The organism is Paenibacillus mendelii (assembly GCF_024498075.1).
Lineage (GTDB): Bacteria > Bacillota > Bacilli > Paenibacillales > Paenibacillaceae > Paenibacillus_Z > Paenibacillus_Z mendelii.
In genome coordinates this window covers 109,907-128,457 of record NZ_JANHOF010000003.1, presented here as the reverse complement: position 1 = coordinate 128,457, position 18,551 = coordinate 109,907, and the positions used below count along the sequence as shown (strand labels likewise).

Here is an 18,551-nt window from a genome sequence, read left to right as displayed (position 1 = left end):
AATTCCTCTGTGAAGGCCGGCTAAGTCCCCTTGTGCGTTCTGCGCTACATCCGATTCCTTACTTGCTCCAGCACAGTTTGCTTCATGGCTTCTCCCTGTTGCAGCAATCCTTTCCCTTGTATGCGGATGATCTTCACTGCCGCTTCGTTCTTCATCGCATTCAAATTGATTTCTACCGTAAGCCAGGCCGATTGCATCGCAGCCTCAAGCAAGATCGCTGATATTCCCCAATCGGATATCACGTTCCGGTTAACGGTCTGTGCCTCTTCCTCCAACACGAGCAGCAATTGATGACACAGCAGCATCAGCGATAGCGGAACGTCTGCTGCAGCTGCTGCAGCCTCTTCCAGAGCTAGTTTTCGATGCATCTGTTCTTCCTTCGTTTCCTTAGGCAGCGCCAGCACACTCATGAATCGGTCGAATGCTTCGATATCCCCGATCAGTACGGACTCGCTCTGCTCTATAGCCGCCGCCATATCATGGGCAATCACGCTCATCCGTTCACGAACCGTATCGAATTTCGACCCAGTCGACAAATTTGCGACCATGGCTCCCATCGATGCCCCAAGCCCTGCTGTGAGCGCGGCAGCGCTTCCTCCTCCCGGCGTCGGGGAGCTGGAGCTAGCGTCGAGGAGAAAAGAACGAATCGTCTGGTTATAGATGGTCATCAGTTCAACCTCCCCGCAGCTTCTTGCAGCTCCATGGCACGCATGACATTGTCAAATAAAATAACTGTTGTTAGCGTACCAACACCACCGGGTACAGGGCTTAACGCATGTACAACAGCTGCTGTTTCCGGATCCACATCACCGATAATCCCGCTGCCGTCTGGTTTCTCATTAATACCCGCATCCACGATAACCAGCTTCGGATGAACCATAGCTGGCGTAATCAGATTGGCTTTGCCAGCAGCTGCAATAACAATATCCGCTTGCCGGATATGCGCGCCAAGATCCGGAGTATGCGAATGACAAATCGTCACGGTAGCATTCTCTCTCAACAGCATTTGAATGAGCGGACGACCTACCGTTTCCCCTCTCCCAATGACAACCACATGTTTACCCCGCAGTGAAAAATCATAATAACGCAGCAGCCGTATACAGGACTGCGGTGTTGCCGGATAAATGCCCGGCGAACCCGTCAGGCACGCCAGCTTATTGGTCGACGCGATGCCATCGACGTCCTTAAGCGGATCGATGGCTTCCGCCAATTGATCCAGACGGATTCCCGCCGGAAGCGGCAGCTCCAACATAATACCGTGCACATCCGCATTCTCGTTCAACGATATAATTGTACCTAGCAGCTGCTCTTCCGGCACATCCGGGGGAAATGTATGCAGCTCGAACTTCACATCCAGCTTATCCGCTAGCCGGCGCTTCGCTTGGGCATAATACAAGGATGCAGGGTCTCCTTCCACGAGAATCGTCGCAATCGCCGGGTTGCGGCCCTGTGCTTTCCAACCATTTACCTTTGCCGCGATTTCGGCACCTGTTTCCTCTGCGAGCGGTTTTGCTTTTAACATGACAGCCATTGCCTTCGCCTCCCGTTCTCCTTGAATGAGAAAATAAGAAAACAAAAAAAGCATTCGACCGCAAGCTGCATCGCTGCACCTTGCCCTCGAATACTTTTGCCCAGGCGTACGGCTTGCTCCCTGACAGCCCACTATAGGCCTGCCGAGGCAGCAACATGCTGTCGATCCGATCTTCCGAAGCGTCCGGGTATCGGCCCTGCAGCATCCGCATGCTCCATCGTGGTAATCCACGTTTCGCCAGTTACATGCGGGAATATTTCGTTGCCATGATTATATCAAAGACAAGATTCAGATGCATCCACAACTTACTCTAATACCTTTCGTTCCTCGATACGTGGCATAAGGACTAGCGACATGATATATATGCTTCATCCCTTGACAAACAGATCAAATTAATTTATCTTTAATTTAAGACGTTTGATATTGAGATAATTATTATAGAATTATAGGATTGACATAATCGAAATCCGAGGAGGAATCATCATGACACAACCCCTAATTTATGGTCCAACTTTGCAGGCATCAGGCGCTTTTGACGGCGGAAAAATTACAGAACAGAAACCGATCGGCTTTCCCGGCGAAGGGTCGGTCATCAAGCGTGTCGGTCCGCTGTTCTACTGGGCTTGGGCACAATCGAAGGAAGAAGGCTATCTCCCGCTTCACCCTCACCAGGCTTTCGAAATTATGACTTATGTCGTTCAAGGCAAAGCCCAGCACGGGGATACGCTTGGAACAAAAAGCACCATCGGTGCCGGTGGTGCGCAGGTGATGCAGACCGGATCCGGCGTCAGCCATGAGGAGCGTTTCATCGGGCCGGATATGGAAGGATTCCAAATATGGTTCGAGCCGTCCATGAAGGAAGCGCTGAAGCGGCAGCCGACTTACAGCCAGTTCGAGCATGAGCAATTCCCTTCCGAGCAAGGCGACGGTTATGTAAGCAAGACCGTCCTCGGTGCCGGCTCCCCGGTTGAATTGGTCGCGGAAGCACAGATGTGGGATGTTATTATCGAACCCGGCAAGGCATTCCGCCGCTCGATTGCCGAAGGCAACACGCTCACGGCGTTAGCCATTCGCGGAAGCGGAACGATCGGATACGCGTCTGGTGATCGGGCGGCAGCCCGTTTCAACCATAAAGATTTTATCGTTCAGCAGGCTGATGCAGAGCTTGAGGTCATATTGACCGCGGGCGGCGAAGAGACCTTACGGATCATTCTGATCGAGGTGCCGAGCAGCGTCTCCTATCCGCTCCTTCGGAAGCGGTGAGCGACTCTCGTAAGCTAACAGAAAATGACATTAAGAAACAGACCGTCGCCGAGTTGGTGATGGTCTGTTTGTTTGGCTATATTCCAGGCCTACGATAGCTGCTCCGGTGACAGCATGTCAATAAATCGTGCAGCCGCCAGTGGAAGCGGCATGCCTCTACGGACCGCGATGCCTACGGTTCTAGGCGGTATCGGCTCTGCCGTCCGAAGCTCGAATAGCTGCCCTGCTTCGAGCTCGGCCGCAACGAACGAACGAATGACGAATGCCGCACCGAACCCCCGCCTTGCAAATTCGACAAGCAGGTCTACGCTCCCCAGCTCGATATCCGCCTCCACAGCTACGCCTTGGCTCGCCAGCCACTGCTCGAGAAATCGGCGTGTTCCGCTTCCCTGAGACAGCAGGAGCAGAGGAGCGGATCTGATCTCTATCCCTGTCAACGGCTTGTCCGTAAGCTCGCGATAGGCCTCGCCTACGACGAAAGTGTCTTGAACCGCAGTTAATGGCTTGATCTCAAGCATTGGGTCATCCACCGGCATAGGAACAATGATGCAATCGGTCAATCCATCCTTCAGCCGGCTGATAAGGTCGGGTGTCTTGCCGTGGGAGAGCCGGATGCGGACGCCGGGATACTGGGCCCGATAATCGTCGAGCTGCGCGAGCATGAGATGCTTCATGAGCGAATCGCTTGCCCCGACCCGAAGCTCTCCGGCTGCGAGCCGCTTCATGGCATCCATCTGCTGCTGGCCAGCGTCCAGCAGCGTTAACGAACGCTCCACATAGCCAAGCAGCGTCCTCCCCTCCGCTGTCAGCTCAACTCCTTTGGATAAACGATGAAATAATTTAAGCTGCAGCTCTTCTTCCAATTGCTTGATCGCATAGCTGACAGAGGGCTGTGTTATATACAGCTCCTGAGCCGCTTTAGTCAAATTGCCGGCCTTAGCCGTGTGCAGAAAAATACGGTACCATTCCAGATTAATCATGATATAGAACACCTCTATGGCATACTTCGTTAATTGGTATTTCTTTTATTGGTATGGCCCCTATTATAATCTATACAAACGAAGCCGTCCATTTGGATGACTGAAATGAGAGGATGATGATTAAATGTCCGTTCCATCCGTCCAACAGCCCGATTTTGAAGCCCGCTCCCCATGGTCCCGTTACAATGATCGCCAAGAAGCCGCTCTATCCCCCGCAATCAGCCCGATTCATGCAGAGATGACGATCCCCGGCAGCAAAAGTCTGACGAACCGCGCGCTCCTTAGTGCCGCTTTGGCTTCAGGAACCTCAGAGTTAACCGGCATTCTAAAGAGTGACGATTCCTATTGGTGCATAGACAGCTTACGCCGACTTGGCATTCCTATTACGGTTGAGGGAGAATGCGCGATCGTCGAAGGGGGTGGAGGGGCTTGGCCTATCCGGCATGGAGAATTGTATGTTGGTGCAGCAGGAACGGTCGCCCGATTCTTACCCGGAGCACTTGCTGCAAGCCATGGTGAATGGATCCTAAGAGGAAGCAAACGGATGAGTGAGCGGCCGATTGCGCCGCTTGTTCATGTCTTATCCTCGCTTGGAGCGAAGATCCGATATTTAGAACAACCCGAAGGACTGCCGATTTCCATACTGGGGAACGGACTTAGCGGAGGAACCATTCATATGCCTGGCGATCAATCCAGCCAGTTTTTGAGCGGACTGCTGCTGGCCGCTCCTTATGCGCATGAGCCTCTTACAGTTTACGTCAAAGGTCCCATCGTACAACGCGACTATGTAGAGATGACCCTAGCGACTATGAAGCAGTTTGGCGCAAGCTTCCATGTGTCAGGCGATGGACAGACGATTGCTATTCAGCCTGGACCATATAAGGCACAAGCCTTGTCGTTAGAACCGGATGTATCTACTTGCGGCTACTTCTGGGCACTGGCCGCACTAACGAATGGTTGTATCCGAATAAAAGATCTTCCGGCCGATACCCGGCAGCCGGACATAAAGCTCCTGCAGGCGCTCGAACGAATGGGCTGTACAACAACCGTAGAGAGCAATGCCGTAGAAGTTCGGGGGACGGGGCAGCTGAAGGGGGGATTTACGATGAGTATGAATGAGTGGTCGGATCAAACGCTGACAATGGCGGCATTAGCCGTGTTCGCCGACAGCCCGATCACATTGACCGATGCCGCACATATTCGACATCATGAATGCGATCGGATAGCAGCGATCTGCTTGGAGCTCGCGAAGCTGGGCATTCGGACAGATGAGCATCCGGACGGACTGACCGTTTATCCCGGTCAGCCTCGCCCTGCTCGGCTCAATCCTCATGATGATCACCGAATGGCCATGGCCCTCTCTCTGATCGGCGCTAAGACAGACGGTATCCGCATCGCCGACCCCGGCTGTGTCTCCAAGACATGTCCCGACTATTGGGAACGCTTGGATGCACTTGGAATCGGTGTACAGCTGCAGTAAACTATCGATTACAGAGCTTCCGGCTGCTCCTCCTTGGAGGAGCGCCGGTTTATTCGTTTAACTGCAATAGACAAGACAATGATCGTCAACAGTATCGAGACGATGCCAAAGACAAGCAGGGCAAGCATGTCGAAGCGAAGGACGCCATATTCACCCGTCGTCAGAATGGCACGTAATCCATCCACGGTATAGGTTATTGGCAGGAAGCTGTGAACAGCCTGCAGCCCTTCCGGTATTAACTCGACCGGGAAGGTTCCCGCTGTCGCGGTCAGCTGCAGGACGAGTATGATGATCGCAATAAAGCGCCCTACGTTATCCAGAACGGTCACGAGCAGCTGAATAATCGCCATGAATATTAAGCTGGTATAGAAAACGAACAGACCGAAGTCGATCGTATTCAAAGGGTCGACCCCCACAATACCGATCAAGACGAGACTCAGAATGATCACTTGAAATAAGGAAACGATCGCCAAAATCACATATTTGGAGAGAAACCACAACCAGCCAGAGCGAGGCGGGTTAGCCGTTTCACGCAGCGAAAACACAGTACTGAGCAAAAGCGCTCCTACATACAGACTGATCGAAATGAAGAAAGGCGCCATTCCGGTACCATAATTCGGCAATGTCGTGATCGGTTCTTCCTTAAGACGAACAGGGTTGGCCATCATCTCGTACAGAGGCTGCGACGCATGTAGATCATTCAATTGCTCCGCACCATCGGCTAACGCGCGGCTCAGCTTGCCGCTGCCATTCAAGAGCTTACTCTCGCCGGCCGCCAGCTTGTCCAAGCCGCTGATTAATGTATCCCACCCTTGACGCAATTGATGGACGCCGCTCTTCAGTGAAGCCGCCCCTGTGCTGATCTCGGAGGCACCTGAGGAGAGCTTCTTCAAATTGGTATCGACCTGCTTCATGCCCGCTTCCAGCTTCCCGAAATTGCCGGTCAATTCCTCCAAACCCTTATTCAGTTTATCGAGCGAAGCCGTTAGCTGCGTAAGACCCCCGGATACCTGTGCGCCGGCTGCGGTTATAGCCTCATAATCCTTATCCTCGGCCAGCTCAGGGTGGTCGCTGGTGAACTGCTTCATCAGGGCATTCATCCCCTCCGAGCCGGATGAAATTTGCTTCAGCCCTAGTGCAAGCTGATCTCCGCCGTTACGAGCGGCAGTCAACCCCTTATCGAAGGTGGTCATGCCGGCAGTTACTTGCGATACGCCTCCCTTTAACTGGGATGCTCCGCTCGCTAATTGTTCAGCAGCACGCTGGAGCGAGGCTGCCCCTTCATCCAATTGCTTCAGCGAGGATCGTTTATTCTTCATCTCGCTTTGCATAGTCGCGGTACCCGAAGCAAGCTCTTGAATCCCCTTATGGAGATCCGCCGAGCCCTTGCTCGCCTCCTGCATGCCGTCCTTCAATTGTTCCAGATTATCGAATATCGCTTCGGTGTAGCTGCGCGTTAATTTCTCCGAGAGCTTCTCACGAATTTTCTCAACGCCCGACTCCCCGATTTTCGCTACGGTGAAATTGAGCCCTTCATTCGACTTCACGACTAGCTCGAGCGGTGTCGGCTGATTTGCAGTTAATGTTGTTGCACGCGTGGAGAAGTCCTTGGGGATCATGATGCCAAAATAATAATTGTTGTTCAGCAGTCCCCGCTCCGCTTCCTCCCGCCCGACAAAGTGCCAATCGAATGAATGGTCTTTCTTAAATTCCTCCACCAGATCATTACCGATCGCATACCTGGTCCCTTCATACATAGTGGGCTGGTCCTCATTAACGACAGCAACCGGTATTTTCTCAAGATGACCGTAGGGGTCCCAGAAAGCCCATAAATACGTCCCGCTGTAGAGAGCCGGAACCAGCATGATGCCAAGCAGTGCAACTATCGTCTTAGGCGTGCGAATAATGGCCCTCCACTCCGAAGCCAGCCATGACAAACCTTTCATAAAACCTCTCCTCCAGACAACTGGGAATGATTGCAAACCCGCAGCGTTATTATGGAGTTTATCACCTATTCCTATACACCGAGATACCATGTGGGCGGATCAATAACAGAACAAAACTGGGGATATCTTCTCATAATGAAACCGGGTCCCGGGCATCCTAACGCTTACTAATAGCAGAGAAAAGAGATGGGGGATATTTCATGCTGGGTTGGGCAATCGCGATTACACTCCTTTTATTAGCTGGCATAGGGTACAAGCTGTCAGGGCTGGTCATTCATATTCGCACTTACAAAGATGATGATATTTACAAATTCGAGTCGCATGCGGGTACGCTTATTCAAAAAGACATTGATCGGCTTCCTCACGAAGAGGTCACGATCCAATCGTCATACGGCTATAAGCTGCGCGGATGGTTCTTTCCAGCCATGCAGGATCAAGGGAAAGCGGTTGTACTCGTGCATGGCGTCACTTCTTCATTAATAGGCACGTTAAAATATATGGAGATATTTCGCCGGAGGGGCTTTCATGTTCTTGCCTATGACCATCGCCGCCACGGCAAAAGCGGAGGCCCGACGACGACATACGGCTTTTTTGAAAAGCATGATCTCCAATCATCCATCGACTGGCTGTTTGAAAGATGCGGATCAACCTGCACCATCGGTGTACTTGGGGAATCCATGGGTGCAGCGACGGCATTGCAGCATGCCGCAATAGATAAGCGCGCTGCATTCTATATTGTAGACTGCCCCTATTCCGATTTAACGGAGCAGTTGAAGTATCGGTTGAAAGAGGATTTTCGGATGCCTCCCTTCCCTCTTATGCAGATTGCCGAATTTTTCGTCTGGTTACGATCCGGCTTGAGATTTCGGCAGGTCTCTCCCCTGCGGGATGTAGCTGAGGCGGACACTCCGATTTTGTTCATTCACGGCGATGCAGACCGCTACATTCCGATGGAGATGACGCTTCAGCTATACGAAGCGAAGTCTGGATTCAAGCGGCTGCATTTAATGTCGGGCGCCGACCATGCTCAGTCGCTGCGTACGAACCGGGTGGAGTATGACCGTGTAGTAGGTGATTTCTTAATGGAGCTGGGTCTGGCCGGTGAAGTTGATACGGTGGAACGTACAGGTGCGGCGAAACATGAGGACGTGCAGCTCTATCATTATGGGGACGAATGGACAGCGGCTCCAGAAGCACAGCTCCTGAGCTAACGGGGAGGAGAATTCCGTGTGGATGTATGCGACCTGAGGGGAGGGGTGGCTGCCTATGCTGATGGTAACGGCATTCCGGCGTTACAACTGCTATGTGCAGGTGACGGGAGCCGATCCGCATCTGTAACGGTAGAAAACGGCGTTACACGACCATCAGCGCATCAGCGCGCTGGCTGTAACGCCCTTTTCTGGCGTTACAGCAGATATTTGCAGGTGTCCGGAGCCGTTCCGCATCTGTAACGGTAAAAAGCGGCGTTACACCGCCATCAGCTCACCAACGCTTTGGCTGTAACGCCCTTTTTCGGCGTTACAGCAGCTATGCGCAGGTGTTGGGAGCCGATCCGGCATCTGTAACGGTAGAAAACGGCGTTACACGACCATCGGCTCACCGATGCGCTGGCTGTAACGCCCTTTTCTGGCGTTACAGCTGCTATGCGCAGGCGTCAGATGCCGATCCGGCATCTGTAACGGTAGAAAGCGGCGTTACACGCACTCAGTTCACAAACGCAATGGCTGTAACGCCCATTTTCGGCGTTACAGCAGCGAAACGGGGTGCCGCGCGATCCAGCACTAGTACAGATGCACCAAACAAGCCGTGTTACAGCACTCCGCCACCGTCAAATTCGAGCATGTAGCGCATTACTGTTTAATAATTCTGCCAGGTGTACGCCGGCTCCCAACCAAGCGTCTCTCTTGCCTGCCTGTTGCTGACCAGCGCTTTATAGCCGGAGAGTTCCTCCCGAATATCGGTGACTTCCCGAAAGTATCTTGCAAGCAGCTCCGGAGTCTCCACGTCGGACAGCGTCACGCTTGAGGTGATATTCATCCCTTCAGGGCTTAGCCCATCCGTCTCGAGTGCCAGCCGGCATGCCACTGCTGCGTCACGGACATCTACATGGCTGTATAGATTCCGTTTGAATAAGGCCGGATCAGACTTCATCGCGCGAATCAAGTTCGGCCATTCCTGCTCCGAGATGATCGTCGAAAACCGCAGGGGCACGACCTGCAAGCCCGAATTCCGGTAGAACATGGCCGCCGTTGTCTCATTCAATACTTTGGACAATCCGTAGGCTTCCTGCGGCTTCTGCGGATGCTGCTCATTGACCGGGAAATAATCGGGGACGAAGGGATGCGTCGCCCAGTAGAAACCGTAGGAGGATTCGCTCGATCCAATTACCGCCTTGTGCATGCCGAGCGCTTCCGCGGCTTCCAATATGTTATAGGTCGACATGACGTTATTGAAGTAGATTCGTCCGTGTGTGTATATACCGAGACCAGGTACGGCGGCCAGATGCAGGACTGCATCCGTTCCTTTCAGCGCTCCGTAAGCTTCCCCGGCATCAGTCAGCTGTGCATGGACATACTTGCACTTGCGTCCTTCAGGCGCTTTGTTGTCGATCACGGTTACTTCATAACCGTGCCGCATCAATTCATCGACTGCAATCAAGCCAAGCTTCCCGCTGCCTCCGGTCACCGCAATTCGTTTCATGCTGTTCCCTCCAAGTGATTTCAATTCCCATGACGGATCCCGGGGTTTATCGTCTCTATCTTATACAAGGAAGTCGTTGCGGTTATGAAGAGCGTTCGATGCTCGTCTCCCCCCCAACCCAGATTGGCCGCAACCTCCGGAATCCGTATAACACCCAGTGGCGTTCCTGCCGGATCCAGCACCCATATACCTCCAGGTCCTGTTACGTAGACATTACCGCGAACGTCAACCTTCAAGCCGTCAGGAACGCCGGCCCCGAACGAGGGATCCAAGCGGGCAAAGAGCCGCCCGTTATGAATCGTACCATCATCAGCCACATCGTATGCATAAATGTCTTGAGTCGACGAATCATCCACATACAGGATGCGCTCATCCGACGAGAAGCAGAGCCCATTCGGATGATTCCGCTCTTTGCACAGAAGCTCGATTGCCCCACTCTCAGGCAGAAGGCGATAGATGCCTTGATAGGGCAGCTCTTGCTCTGCAGGGTGGGTCAACCCATAAGGCGGATCCGTAAAATACAACGAGCCATCCGATTTGACGACGATATCGTTCGGGCTGTTCAGCCGTTTTCCTTCGAAACGTTCGACCAGTGTCCGAACGGAGCCGTCATCATCAGTTGCGGACACTCTGCGGTTGCCATGCTCGCATGCAAGCAGGCTCCCTTGCCGGTCCAGCGTCAGCCCGTTACTGTTGCCGCTTGGCTCGCGGAAGAGCTGAACACCGTCCTGCGGACTCCAAGTATAGATTCGGTTAGCCGGGATATCGCTAAAATAGAGATATCCCCGCTGCCGGTCCCAGACCGGACCTTCGACGAATTGAAACCCGCCCGCGACCTTGATTGCCTGCAAATCGCCCGATATAATCCCGTTCCACGCCGAGTCAAATCTTATCGTGTTGGACTGCTCCGCCACATGAAACTACCTCCCTTATGAAAGCTACAGATGGACAACCTAGTACTGTTATAGATGTACAACTAGCACAGCTGCGGATGTACATTTAAGTAAGGCTATGGACGAACGATCGTCCCGTCCGCTTTGCGATCGATCGGATACGGCTTGTGATAGAAACGGGTCCGCAGCTCCGGGTTGACGAGCTTCGCCGCTTTGTCCTCGTCAATATCGACGCCGAGCCCCGGCCGCTCATTCGCATAGAGATGTCCATCTGACAGAACCGCATGTCCAGGGAACGCTTCCAATTCTTCCGGACGGAATGTGTTCTCTTCCTGAATACCGAAGTTCCAAATCGCCATATCCAGATGCATCGCCGCCGCCTGATTAACCGGGTCATTGTCCCCGCCTTCCTGCCATGCCGTGCGGACACCATAAGGCTCGGCAAGCGCGGCGATTTTGCGGCAGGCCGTAATGCCCCCGCCTTTCGAGACCCGGACACGTATGTAGTCGATCAAGCGCTCTTGAATAAGAGGCAGCCATTCATGCGGACTGGTGAATAGTTCTCCCATCGCCTGCGGGGTCGTGCTCTGTTGGCGGATCGAACGGAACCACGCGATCTGCTCAGGCGGCAGCACATCCTCGAGAAAGAACAACCCATACGGCTCCAGACGCTTGGATAGAATAACCGCCCCCTGTGGGCTTAAATGCTCGTGAACGTCATGCGTGAATTTGGCTTCCGGCCCAAACTGCAGACGCAGCTGCTCGAACATGCGCGGAATGGATTCCAGATACGCTTCTTCGTCAAAGACAGCTGCCGACGGCCATGCATTCGTAGGACGCTTCGCACGTTCAGAGGGAAGGAACCCTCCTCCTCCATAGGCGCCCAGCTGGCAGCGAACGACGGAATACCCTTCCTCCTGATAGCGCGCGATATCCTCCGACAGCTCAGCGATATCTCTGCCGCTCGCATGGGCGTAGCACGGTACAGCCGAGCGGCACGGTCCGCCGAGCAGCCGGTAAACCGGCATCCCCGCTTCCTTGCCCTTGATATCCCATAGCGCCATATCGATAGCGCCGATCGCCGTCATCAGCGCAGAACCGTTGCGCCAATAGCCGCTCTGATACATGGACTGCCATATGTCCTCGATTGCCCCCGCATCACGGCCGATCAATGTTGGAGCAAGCAGCTCCTCGATCACGGCGATAACCGCGCTGGGATTGAAGTAGTCATTCGCCGAACCGATCCCGTACAGCCCGGGCTGGTCCGTTTCTACCTTAACGATCGTCCAGCTGTTGTCTTGGCGCGTTCGGATAATTCGTACGCGTTTAATGATAGTCATAGACTTAACCTCCTATAATAATGGCGATGATAGGCAAGAAGAACAATCATGTACCGCCATCCTTGGCGGCGAAGCTCGCTTCTTCCCTTGCACATATTGAAACGAATATGTGGTGCGAATCCTAGGGCTGCAGAAAGGCCGCTTCTTCAGCGGCCTTATTCCTCATGCTGCAGACAACCCCTATCGACTATTTGATCATATGAACGGGATAGTAGGTCGGGATCGGCTTCTTGTAATTGTCACGCGCGAATTTGATCTGATTCGGCGTCCACTGGGAGTAGAACAGGCGAGTTTGCTTGTCATCGCTGAGCGCCAGCTCCTCCGGCACGGTTGCCCAATTCGTTAATGGGGCACTCGATTCACGCGAATGGTAATTGTGCATCGTACGTCTGCCGTGTGCGCATTCGTCCTTGCCCCCTTTTCGCGTATGGAAGGTCGTAATGTTATACAGAATGGCTGTTCCCGCTTTGCCTCGGATCGGAACCTCCTGGTACGCATCCCCCATCTTTTCCTTCGCTTCATCCAGTGAGGTATATTCATGACTGCTCGGCACAAGGCAGAAGGCGGGACAGCATTCATAGACATCCTTCAAATAATAGATGACGCAGGCATACGTGCTGATATACGGGTTCTCCGGATCCCAGGTCTTACCGCCCACCGTGCCGTACCAGCTGATGTCGCGATGAAAGCCCATTTGGCTGCCGCTTGCCCGCTCCATCGTGATATCACGGAAGTCGAACTGAGCAAACCGTGCCTCGTCAAGAAGCACTTCCTGAATCAAAGGGAAAATGGTGCGGTGACGAATAAACTTGTCCATCTCCACCGGATATTTCATTAACAGGCTCCCGTTTCCTGTTGCGCCTTCCATCGGCTTATGCCAGCTCTCCGGGTCGGATTCCATCTCGCTCTCGACCAGCTGATTCAGGTACGTCAGCTCCTCCTGCGATAATGCATCTGGTATGACCGCATAACCGAATGTCTTGTAATGCTCCAGAATCTCTTCCCTCGTCGTCTGATACTCCGTAATTTTCATCATTTTCTCCACACCTCATCGCTATTTAGTGTTGGTTAGCCTTTGACGGAACCAAGCATGATGCCCTTTACAAAATACTTCTGGAGAAACGGATACACGATCAGGATCGGTACGATCGCGAAGATGATGGTCGCCGCCTTGATATTCTCGGGCTGTACGACTAATTTGCTTGCATCATTCAATGTATTCGTGTTCTGCGTGCCCATATTCAACATATTGAAATCGATAATGATCGAACGCAGAACCATCTGCAGCGGCCACTTGCTGTTGTCGCTAATAAAGAACAGTCCCGTGAAGAAATCATTCCAATGCCCCACGGCATAGAACAAGCCGACCGTCGCAATAACAGGCTTGGACAGCGGAAGAATGATGCTCCATAATACGCGAAATTCCGATGCGCCGTCTATGCGCGCCGATTCTTCCAGGCTCTCCGGAATACTCCAGAAGAAGTTCCGCATTAAGATCAGATTGAACGAAGCGACCAGCTTCGGCAGGATCAACACCCAGATACTGTTCAACAAGCCCAGATTCTTCAGCAAGATGTACATTGGAATCAGACCAGCGCCGAACAGCATGGGGATAATGATCAGCCACAGCATGATCTTGTGGCCCGGAACATGCGTCTTCGACAATCCGTAAGCACCCGTTGCGGTAAATAATAGATTGAGGAAGGTGCCCATTACAGTGACGAATACCGTGATGCCGAATGATTTTAACAAAACCTGCGTATTAAAGATGTACTTGTACGACTCCAGCGTAAAGGACTTCGGCCAGAGCATCATGGGATCCTTGAACACCTCATGCGCTTCGCTGAGCGAGATCGCCCACACATTCACCATCGGCAGCAAGGTGATCACACCGGAGCCGAGTAGAATAATGTAGATAATCCCTTGCGCCCACCACGGGTTGGCATCCAGCTTGCTCGTACCTGCCAGCACATCCTTCTCAGTCAGCTGTTCCACATTCGAATTCGCAGTCTGCTCTACCATAGCGACTTCTCCCCCAGCCTGCGAATAATCGTGTTCGCCGTAATGATGAGGATCATCCCGATAATGCCTTTAAACAAGCCGACCGCAGTAGCCATCTCGAACTGGGACTGCAGAATGCCCAACCGATAGACATACGTATCGATAATATCGCCAACATCGTAGACCGCCGGATTCAGGAACATGAAGATTTGATCGAATCCCGCATCCAATATGCCGGCCAGCTGCAAGCAGAAGAGAAGCGCGATGATTGGCCGGATGCCCGGCAGCGTAACATGCCAGATCTGTCTGAGCTTCCCGGCTCCATCGATCTTAGCCGCTTCATACAGCTGCGAATCGATACCCGCCAAGGCGGCCAAATAGATGATCGCCCCCCAGCCGAACTCCTTCAGAATGGCCGTCACCACAATGATCGTCCGGAATACGTCTTCATTGGTCGTCATGTTGATTTTCTCGAAGCCCGCATTGGTGAGCAGCAGATTAATGATGCCGCTCGGACCGATGAAGTTATAGATGATTCCGGCAAAGACGACCCAGGATAGAAAGTGAGGGAAATAAGTGATCGTCTGGATGGAACGCTTAAACCAGAGACTTCTCACTTCATTGAGCAGCAGGGCGAATAGAATCGGTACCGGAAAGCCGAACACGAGGCGATATAAGCTTATAATGACCGTGTTCTTTAACAAATCCGGAAATTTCTCCGAGGTGAACATCGCCTCGAAGTGCTTGAAGCCTACCCACGGGCTGTCCAAGATACCGGACATAATCTTAAAATCCTTGAAAGCGATGGTAATCCCATAGAAGGGCGCATACGTAAAGATTGCAAAGTAGATAAGCGTCGGCAGGACTAGAATATAAATATATCGCGACTTCCATATCCGCGAACGAAGACTCTTGCCCTTCTTGCCGATCGGTTGCCCGGACATACCGGGTGGAGCTTGGACGGAATCTGCATTCATGCCATCATTCCTTTCTCCCGAACCCTGCGGCAGGCAGGGGGCGGAATAGAGGCTAAGCCAGCATCCCTATTCCACCACCAGGACCGCATTGTTAGTCGACGTAATTCGGTTCGGATTTATCGGTTTGAAGTTCGTTTACTTCATCGATGATTTTCTGTCCGCCGGCATCCAGCCACTTCTGACGGGCTTCCTTATAGCCCTCCTTGGTCAATTTGAAATCCGTTAAGATACTTCCATCCACCTTCGCCATGTAATCCTCCCAAATCTGCGGCCCGATCTCCGCATTGGTCGGCGATGTAACGGTTGGATCCTTATAGTCGTTATAAGGCGTAGCGGCATATTTCTCGAACATGCTCTTGTAGTACTCGAATTGATCCGGAATACCAATTCCAATGAACTCCAGCTCCTTGGCTTCCCAATCCAATTTCTCGCTCATCGGATCCAGAAACTTTAACGGCTCGATCTGGGCATTCTTGAAATCAGCCTCCCGCTCCTCATCCGGAATGGGAACCTTTCTTCCTTCTTGGTCAATCTTGAACGTCTTGCCTTCGATACCGTATCTTCTGAACTCGGTGCCTTCGGTTAAGGACCAGTTCAAGAATTCGAAGATCTGCTCGACCTTGTCCTTCGCCTTAGCATTAATATAGAAGCCCCGGTCCTGCGGGAAGACGACCCTCGTTCCGCCTTGTTCACCGTTCAGACCGGTCAGCGGAGACATAATCTTGATCGATGCGTTCGGCTCGGACTTCCGCAGTTCCGTAATTTGATTCAGCCCGCCGCCCAGCATCACAGCCGCCCGGCCGGCTTTGAACTTGGTCTCGCCGAACGATGCGTCGGGATTCACGCCCGCTTCCTCGTCGAACAAGCCCCGCTTCTTCAAATCCTGCAGCCAAAATTTAAAATTCAAGTGTTCTTCCTGCATCTCAGGCGGAACGATCTTGCTTGGATCCTCCTTGGAAGGCGCCCATCCGCTTGTCGTGCCGAACGAGGTTCCGATATCCTTGCCCGCCCAGAATGGCACGGTATTGCCGTGGGTTAGCGGGACAATGCCAAGCCCGCTGTCCTTAATCTTCTGCAGCGCATCCTCGAACTCCCGGATGGTTGTCGGCTCCGCAATATTCAATTTCTCGAAGATGTCGGCGCGGTAAGTGATAAAGAACGGCACTACCGGATAGATCAAGTTCGGAATGAAATAGATATCGCCTTTATCGTCGGCCATCTTGTCCCAAATCCCGTCCGGAACCGCACTCTTCACCGCCGGAAATTGGTCCAGATAATCATTGATTTTAACGAATGCGCCTTCATCCTGAAGCTCCTTCCAGAATGCATCTACCGGACCCCAGCCCCAGATGACGTCAGGCATATCACCGGAAGCGGCCGTTGTCTTGATCGTCGCATCATAATCAACGACAGGAATGATACGGACATTGATATTCACGTTAGCCCGCTTGAACAATTCTTTCTCATAGGCACCGTTCTTTGTATACGTCGAGGGACCCCACGTAGGTCTGACATAGCTGAAGCTTAGCGCTCCTGAATTCTTCCCTTCTGATTTGGCACCTTCATTCGTTTCCCCCTCAGATGACTTGTTCGTATTCGACGAACAACCGATGATTGCGCTCAGCATCATGACAACTACGAGTGATAGCATCCCGACCTTCCAAGCTCGATTCTTCATCCCTTTGTACATGTACATCCTCCTTAGAAATGTTGTCCATCCTTGCTCACCGAGAATGATGCCGCTTGGATCATGTAACCCCCTTATCTTGAAATCGATCCATCTATGAAAAGCTCCCGCAGGAACAATTCATCACAGGCTGGAATGCGCTTTCATTTCTGTTTGAGGCCGACAATCTGATTTCTATGGTTAGGGATCAGGACGCCTACACGAAGGAGCGAACCGACATAACCTGCGTCCTATACGGGTATTCAGACAAAATTCTTTCCTATAATGTATGGTGGTTGATATTATTGACATATAACGACATAACAACAATGACTTTAATGACCTATTGTTATGCACTTGATATGGATATTATCATCTGAATCTTTCTATGTACATGTCTAAAAACTCCTATTTTCAGGTATTTCACGTAATATTTGATTGAATATTGGAGATAATCGCCAAAATTCTTAATCTCTTTCTTATTTGTTAGGTTATGCTCATATAATCAGGATAATATTTACAACTAATATACCAATCTATAAGATGATATATATCAAGATAAATACACGAGATTGGGAGCTGAATGATGATACAAGACGACAAGCAGCCTTCATTGTATGTGCAGATAAAAACCTATATCCTCTCAAAAATGAATGAACAGCATTGGAGTCCACATGACCGGATTCCTTCCGAGCACGAGCTGATGCAGCAATTTTCGGTGAGCCGGATAACGGTCAAGAAAGCGATGACCGATTTGGTGGAGATGGGTGTCATCTATCGGATCCAAGGCAAAGGCACCTTTGTTTCACCCCCGGATAAAAGCTTACCTTCTGACGGGCCCCCCACTCCCCCTCCAAACAAACGTCCAATCGCTCTGCTTCTCCCTTTTATCAACAACCAATTTAATGCTTTATTGTTGAATGGTGTCGAACGCATCGTGTCCGCAGCCGGCTATCCGCTGCTCTTCTGCAATACCGAGAATTCACAAGCGAAGGAAGAACGCGTAATTCGAGATCTGGTGGGGATGGGCGTAGCGGGAATGATTATCTATCCGGTGGAGGGAGAGTCTTACAATCGGGAAATCCTGCAGTTAACCTTGGACTCCTTCCCACTTGTCGTCATGGATCGTTATTTGCGCGGCATGGATACGAATTTCGTATGCTCGGATAATGTGAGGGGCGCCCAGGAAGCAGTCGATCATCTTCTATCACTCGGCCACCGCAACATTGGCTTCGTGTCCACAACGGTTACAGGAACGAGCAGCATCGAGGATCGGTTGCTGGGCTATGAAAAATCGCTCGCTGATCATCAGATACCGATTGATCACCGCCATCGCCTCGTCCATCTGGATATCGAGGTGCCCAAGAAGGAAGAAATACGTGCTTTCTTAACGAGAAATCCCGAACTAACGGCGATATTCGCCATTAATCCGGGATTTGGGCTGGAAATATTGAAGGTTGCCGAGGAAATGAACATACGCGTTCCTCAAGACATGTCGCTCATTTTCTTTGATGATTTTGAGCTGTCCGAATTTCATTACGTGAGGCCAACCTGCATAAGTCAGGAGGAACAGACGCTGGGCCAGGAAGCAGCCAAGCTGCTCCTCTCTATCATGGAGAACCCGGCGCAGGAGAAACGAAAGCTGTTTCTTCCCCCGAAATTAATTATTCGGGAATCCACTGCCCCGCCTGGACAGACAACCGCAACCAACTGACGAGGCATAACGCGACAAGCGCGGCGCGGCGGGCGGATTCAAATTCAAAGCTCCTGAGGC

General features: G+C 52.0%; 16 protein-coding genes and 1 riboswitch. Of the genes, 5 read left to right on the top strand and 11 right to left on the bottom strand.

Annotated elements, in window-relative coordinates; genetic code table 11:
• Positions 1-44: 44 nt before the first annotated feature.
• Together NNL21_RS11440 and NNL21_RS11435 are read right to left on the bottom strand one after the other, a co-directional pair.
• On the bottom strand, positions 45-668 hold the full coding sequence (locus NNL21_RS11440; RefSeq protein WP_204820901.1) for a cyclodeaminase/cyclohydrolase family protein: 624 nt from the start codon (positions 666-668) through the stop codon (positions 45-47).
• On the bottom strand, positions 668-1,531 hold the full coding sequence (locus NNL21_RS11435) for a bifunctional 5,10-methylenetetrahydrofolate dehydrogenase/5,10-methenyltetrahydrofolate cyclohydrolase (protein ID WP_204820900.1): 864 nt from the start codon (positions 1,529-1,531) through the stop codon (positions 668-670). The genes NNL21_RS11440 and NNL21_RS11435 overlap by 1 nt, the downstream gene beginning before the upstream one ends.
• 130 nt (positions 1,532-1,661) lie before the next feature.
• A riboswitch (ZMP/ZTP riboswitch) is annotated at positions 1,662-1,786 on the bottom strand.
• A 228-nt stretch (positions 1,787-2,014) separates the two neighbouring features.
• Between NNL21_RS11435 and NNL21_RS11430 the strand changes: the two genes are divergently transcribed.
• Positions 2,015-2,794 (top strand): pirin family protein, encoded by a 780-nt coding sequence (locus tag NNL21_RS11430; protein ID WP_204820899.1) that lies wholly within the window; start codon positions 2,015-2,017, stop codon positions 2,792-2,794.
• A gap of 89 nt (positions 2,795-2,883) precedes the next feature.
• On the opposite strand, the gene NNL21_RS11425 is transcribed toward NNL21_RS11430, so the two are convergent.
• Entirely contained in the window at positions 2,884-3,774 is an 891-nt protein-coding gene (locus NNL21_RS11425; protein ID WP_204820898.1) for a LysR family transcriptional regulator, read from the bottom strand.
• A gap of 124 nt (positions 3,775-3,898) precedes the next feature.
• Between NNL21_RS11425 and aroA the strand changes: the two genes are divergently transcribed.
• Positions 3,899-5,254: a 3-phosphoshikimate 1-carboxyvinyltransferase gene (gene aroA, locus NNL21_RS11420; RefSeq protein ID WP_204820897.1), complete on the top strand. Its 1,356-nt coding sequence runs from the start codon at positions 3,899-3,901 to the stop codon at positions 5,252-5,254.
• Between the two features lie 8 nt (positions 5,255-5,262).
• Here aroA and NNL21_RS11415 read toward each other — a convergent pair whose 3' ends face one another.
• Positions 5,263-7,200 (bottom strand): YhgE/Pip domain-containing protein, encoded by a 1,938-nt coding sequence (locus NNL21_RS11415; protein ID WP_204820896.1) that lies wholly within the window; start codon positions 7,198-7,200, stop codon positions 5,263-5,265.
• Between the two features lie 200 nt (positions 7,201-7,400).
• Between NNL21_RS11415 and NNL21_RS11410 the strand changes: the two genes are divergently transcribed.
• Positions 7,401-8,411, top strand: a complete 1,011-nt coding sequence (locus NNL21_RS11410) for an alpha/beta hydrolase (protein ID WP_204820895.1) — start codon at positions 7,401-7,403, stop codon at positions 8,409-8,411.
• Positions 8,412-8,429: 18 nt separating this feature from the next.
• Positions 8,430-8,651: a hypothetical protein gene (locus tag NNL21_RS11405; protein WP_204820894.1), complete on the top strand. Its 222-nt coding sequence runs from the start codon at positions 8,430-8,432 to the stop codon at positions 8,649-8,651.
• A gap of 406 nt (positions 8,652-9,057) precedes the next feature.
• Here NNL21_RS11405 and NNL21_RS11400 read toward each other — a convergent pair whose 3' ends face one another.
• From NNL21_RS11400 to NNL21_RS11370, 7 genes are all read right to left on the bottom strand, one after another.
• Positions 9,058-9,900: an NAD-dependent epimerase/dehydratase family protein gene (locus NNL21_RS11400; protein ID WP_204820893.1), complete on the bottom strand. Its 843-nt coding sequence runs from the start codon at positions 9,898-9,900 to the stop codon at positions 9,058-9,060.
• A gap of 20 nt (positions 9,901-9,920) precedes the next feature.
• Positions 9,921-10,814 (bottom strand): SMP-30/gluconolactonase/LRE family protein, encoded by an 894-nt coding sequence (locus NNL21_RS11395; protein ID WP_204820892.1) that lies wholly within the window; start codon positions 10,812-10,814, stop codon positions 9,921-9,923.
• Positions 10,815-10,909: 95 nt separating this feature from the next.
• Entirely contained in the window at positions 10,910-12,133 is a 1,224-nt protein-coding gene (locus tag NNL21_RS11390) for an enolase C-terminal domain-like protein (RefSeq protein ID WP_204820891.1), read from the bottom strand.
• Between the two features lie 187 nt (positions 12,134-12,320).
• Entirely contained in the window at positions 12,321-13,169 is an 849-nt protein-coding gene (locus NNL21_RS11385; RefSeq protein ID WP_204820890.1) for a phytanoyl-CoA dioxygenase family protein, read from the bottom strand.
• Positions 13,170-13,201: 32 nt separating this feature from the next.
• Positions 13,202-14,155, bottom strand: a complete 954-nt coding sequence (locus tag NNL21_RS11380; RefSeq protein ID WP_204820889.1) for a carbohydrate ABC transporter permease — start codon at positions 14,153-14,155, stop codon at positions 13,202-13,204.
• Positions 14,149-15,111 (bottom strand): ABC transporter permease, encoded by a 963-nt coding sequence (locus NNL21_RS11375; protein WP_256555173.1) that lies wholly within the window; start codon positions 15,109-15,111, stop codon positions 14,149-14,151. Before NNL21_RS11375 ends, NNL21_RS11380 begins: the two co-directional genes overlap by 7 nt.
• Positions 15,112-15,202: 91 nt before the next feature.
• Positions 15,203-16,801 carry an extracellular solute-binding protein gene (locus NNL21_RS11370; protein ID WP_204820888.1) on the bottom strand — a complete coding sequence of 533 codons (1,599 nt, stop codon included), beginning with the start codon at positions 16,799-16,801 and terminating at the stop codon, positions 15,203-15,205.
• A 559-nt stretch (positions 16,802-17,360) separates the two neighbouring features.
• Between NNL21_RS11370 and NNL21_RS11360 the strand changes: the two genes are divergently transcribed.
• The gene (locus NNL21_RS11360) at positions 17,361-18,491 is read left to right on the top strand and encodes a GntR family transcriptional regulator (RefSeq protein ID WP_204820887.1); all 1,131 of its coding nucleotides are present in this window, start codon (positions 17,361-17,363) and stop codon (positions 18,489-18,491) included.
• Positions 18,492-18,551: the final 60 nt, after the last annotated feature.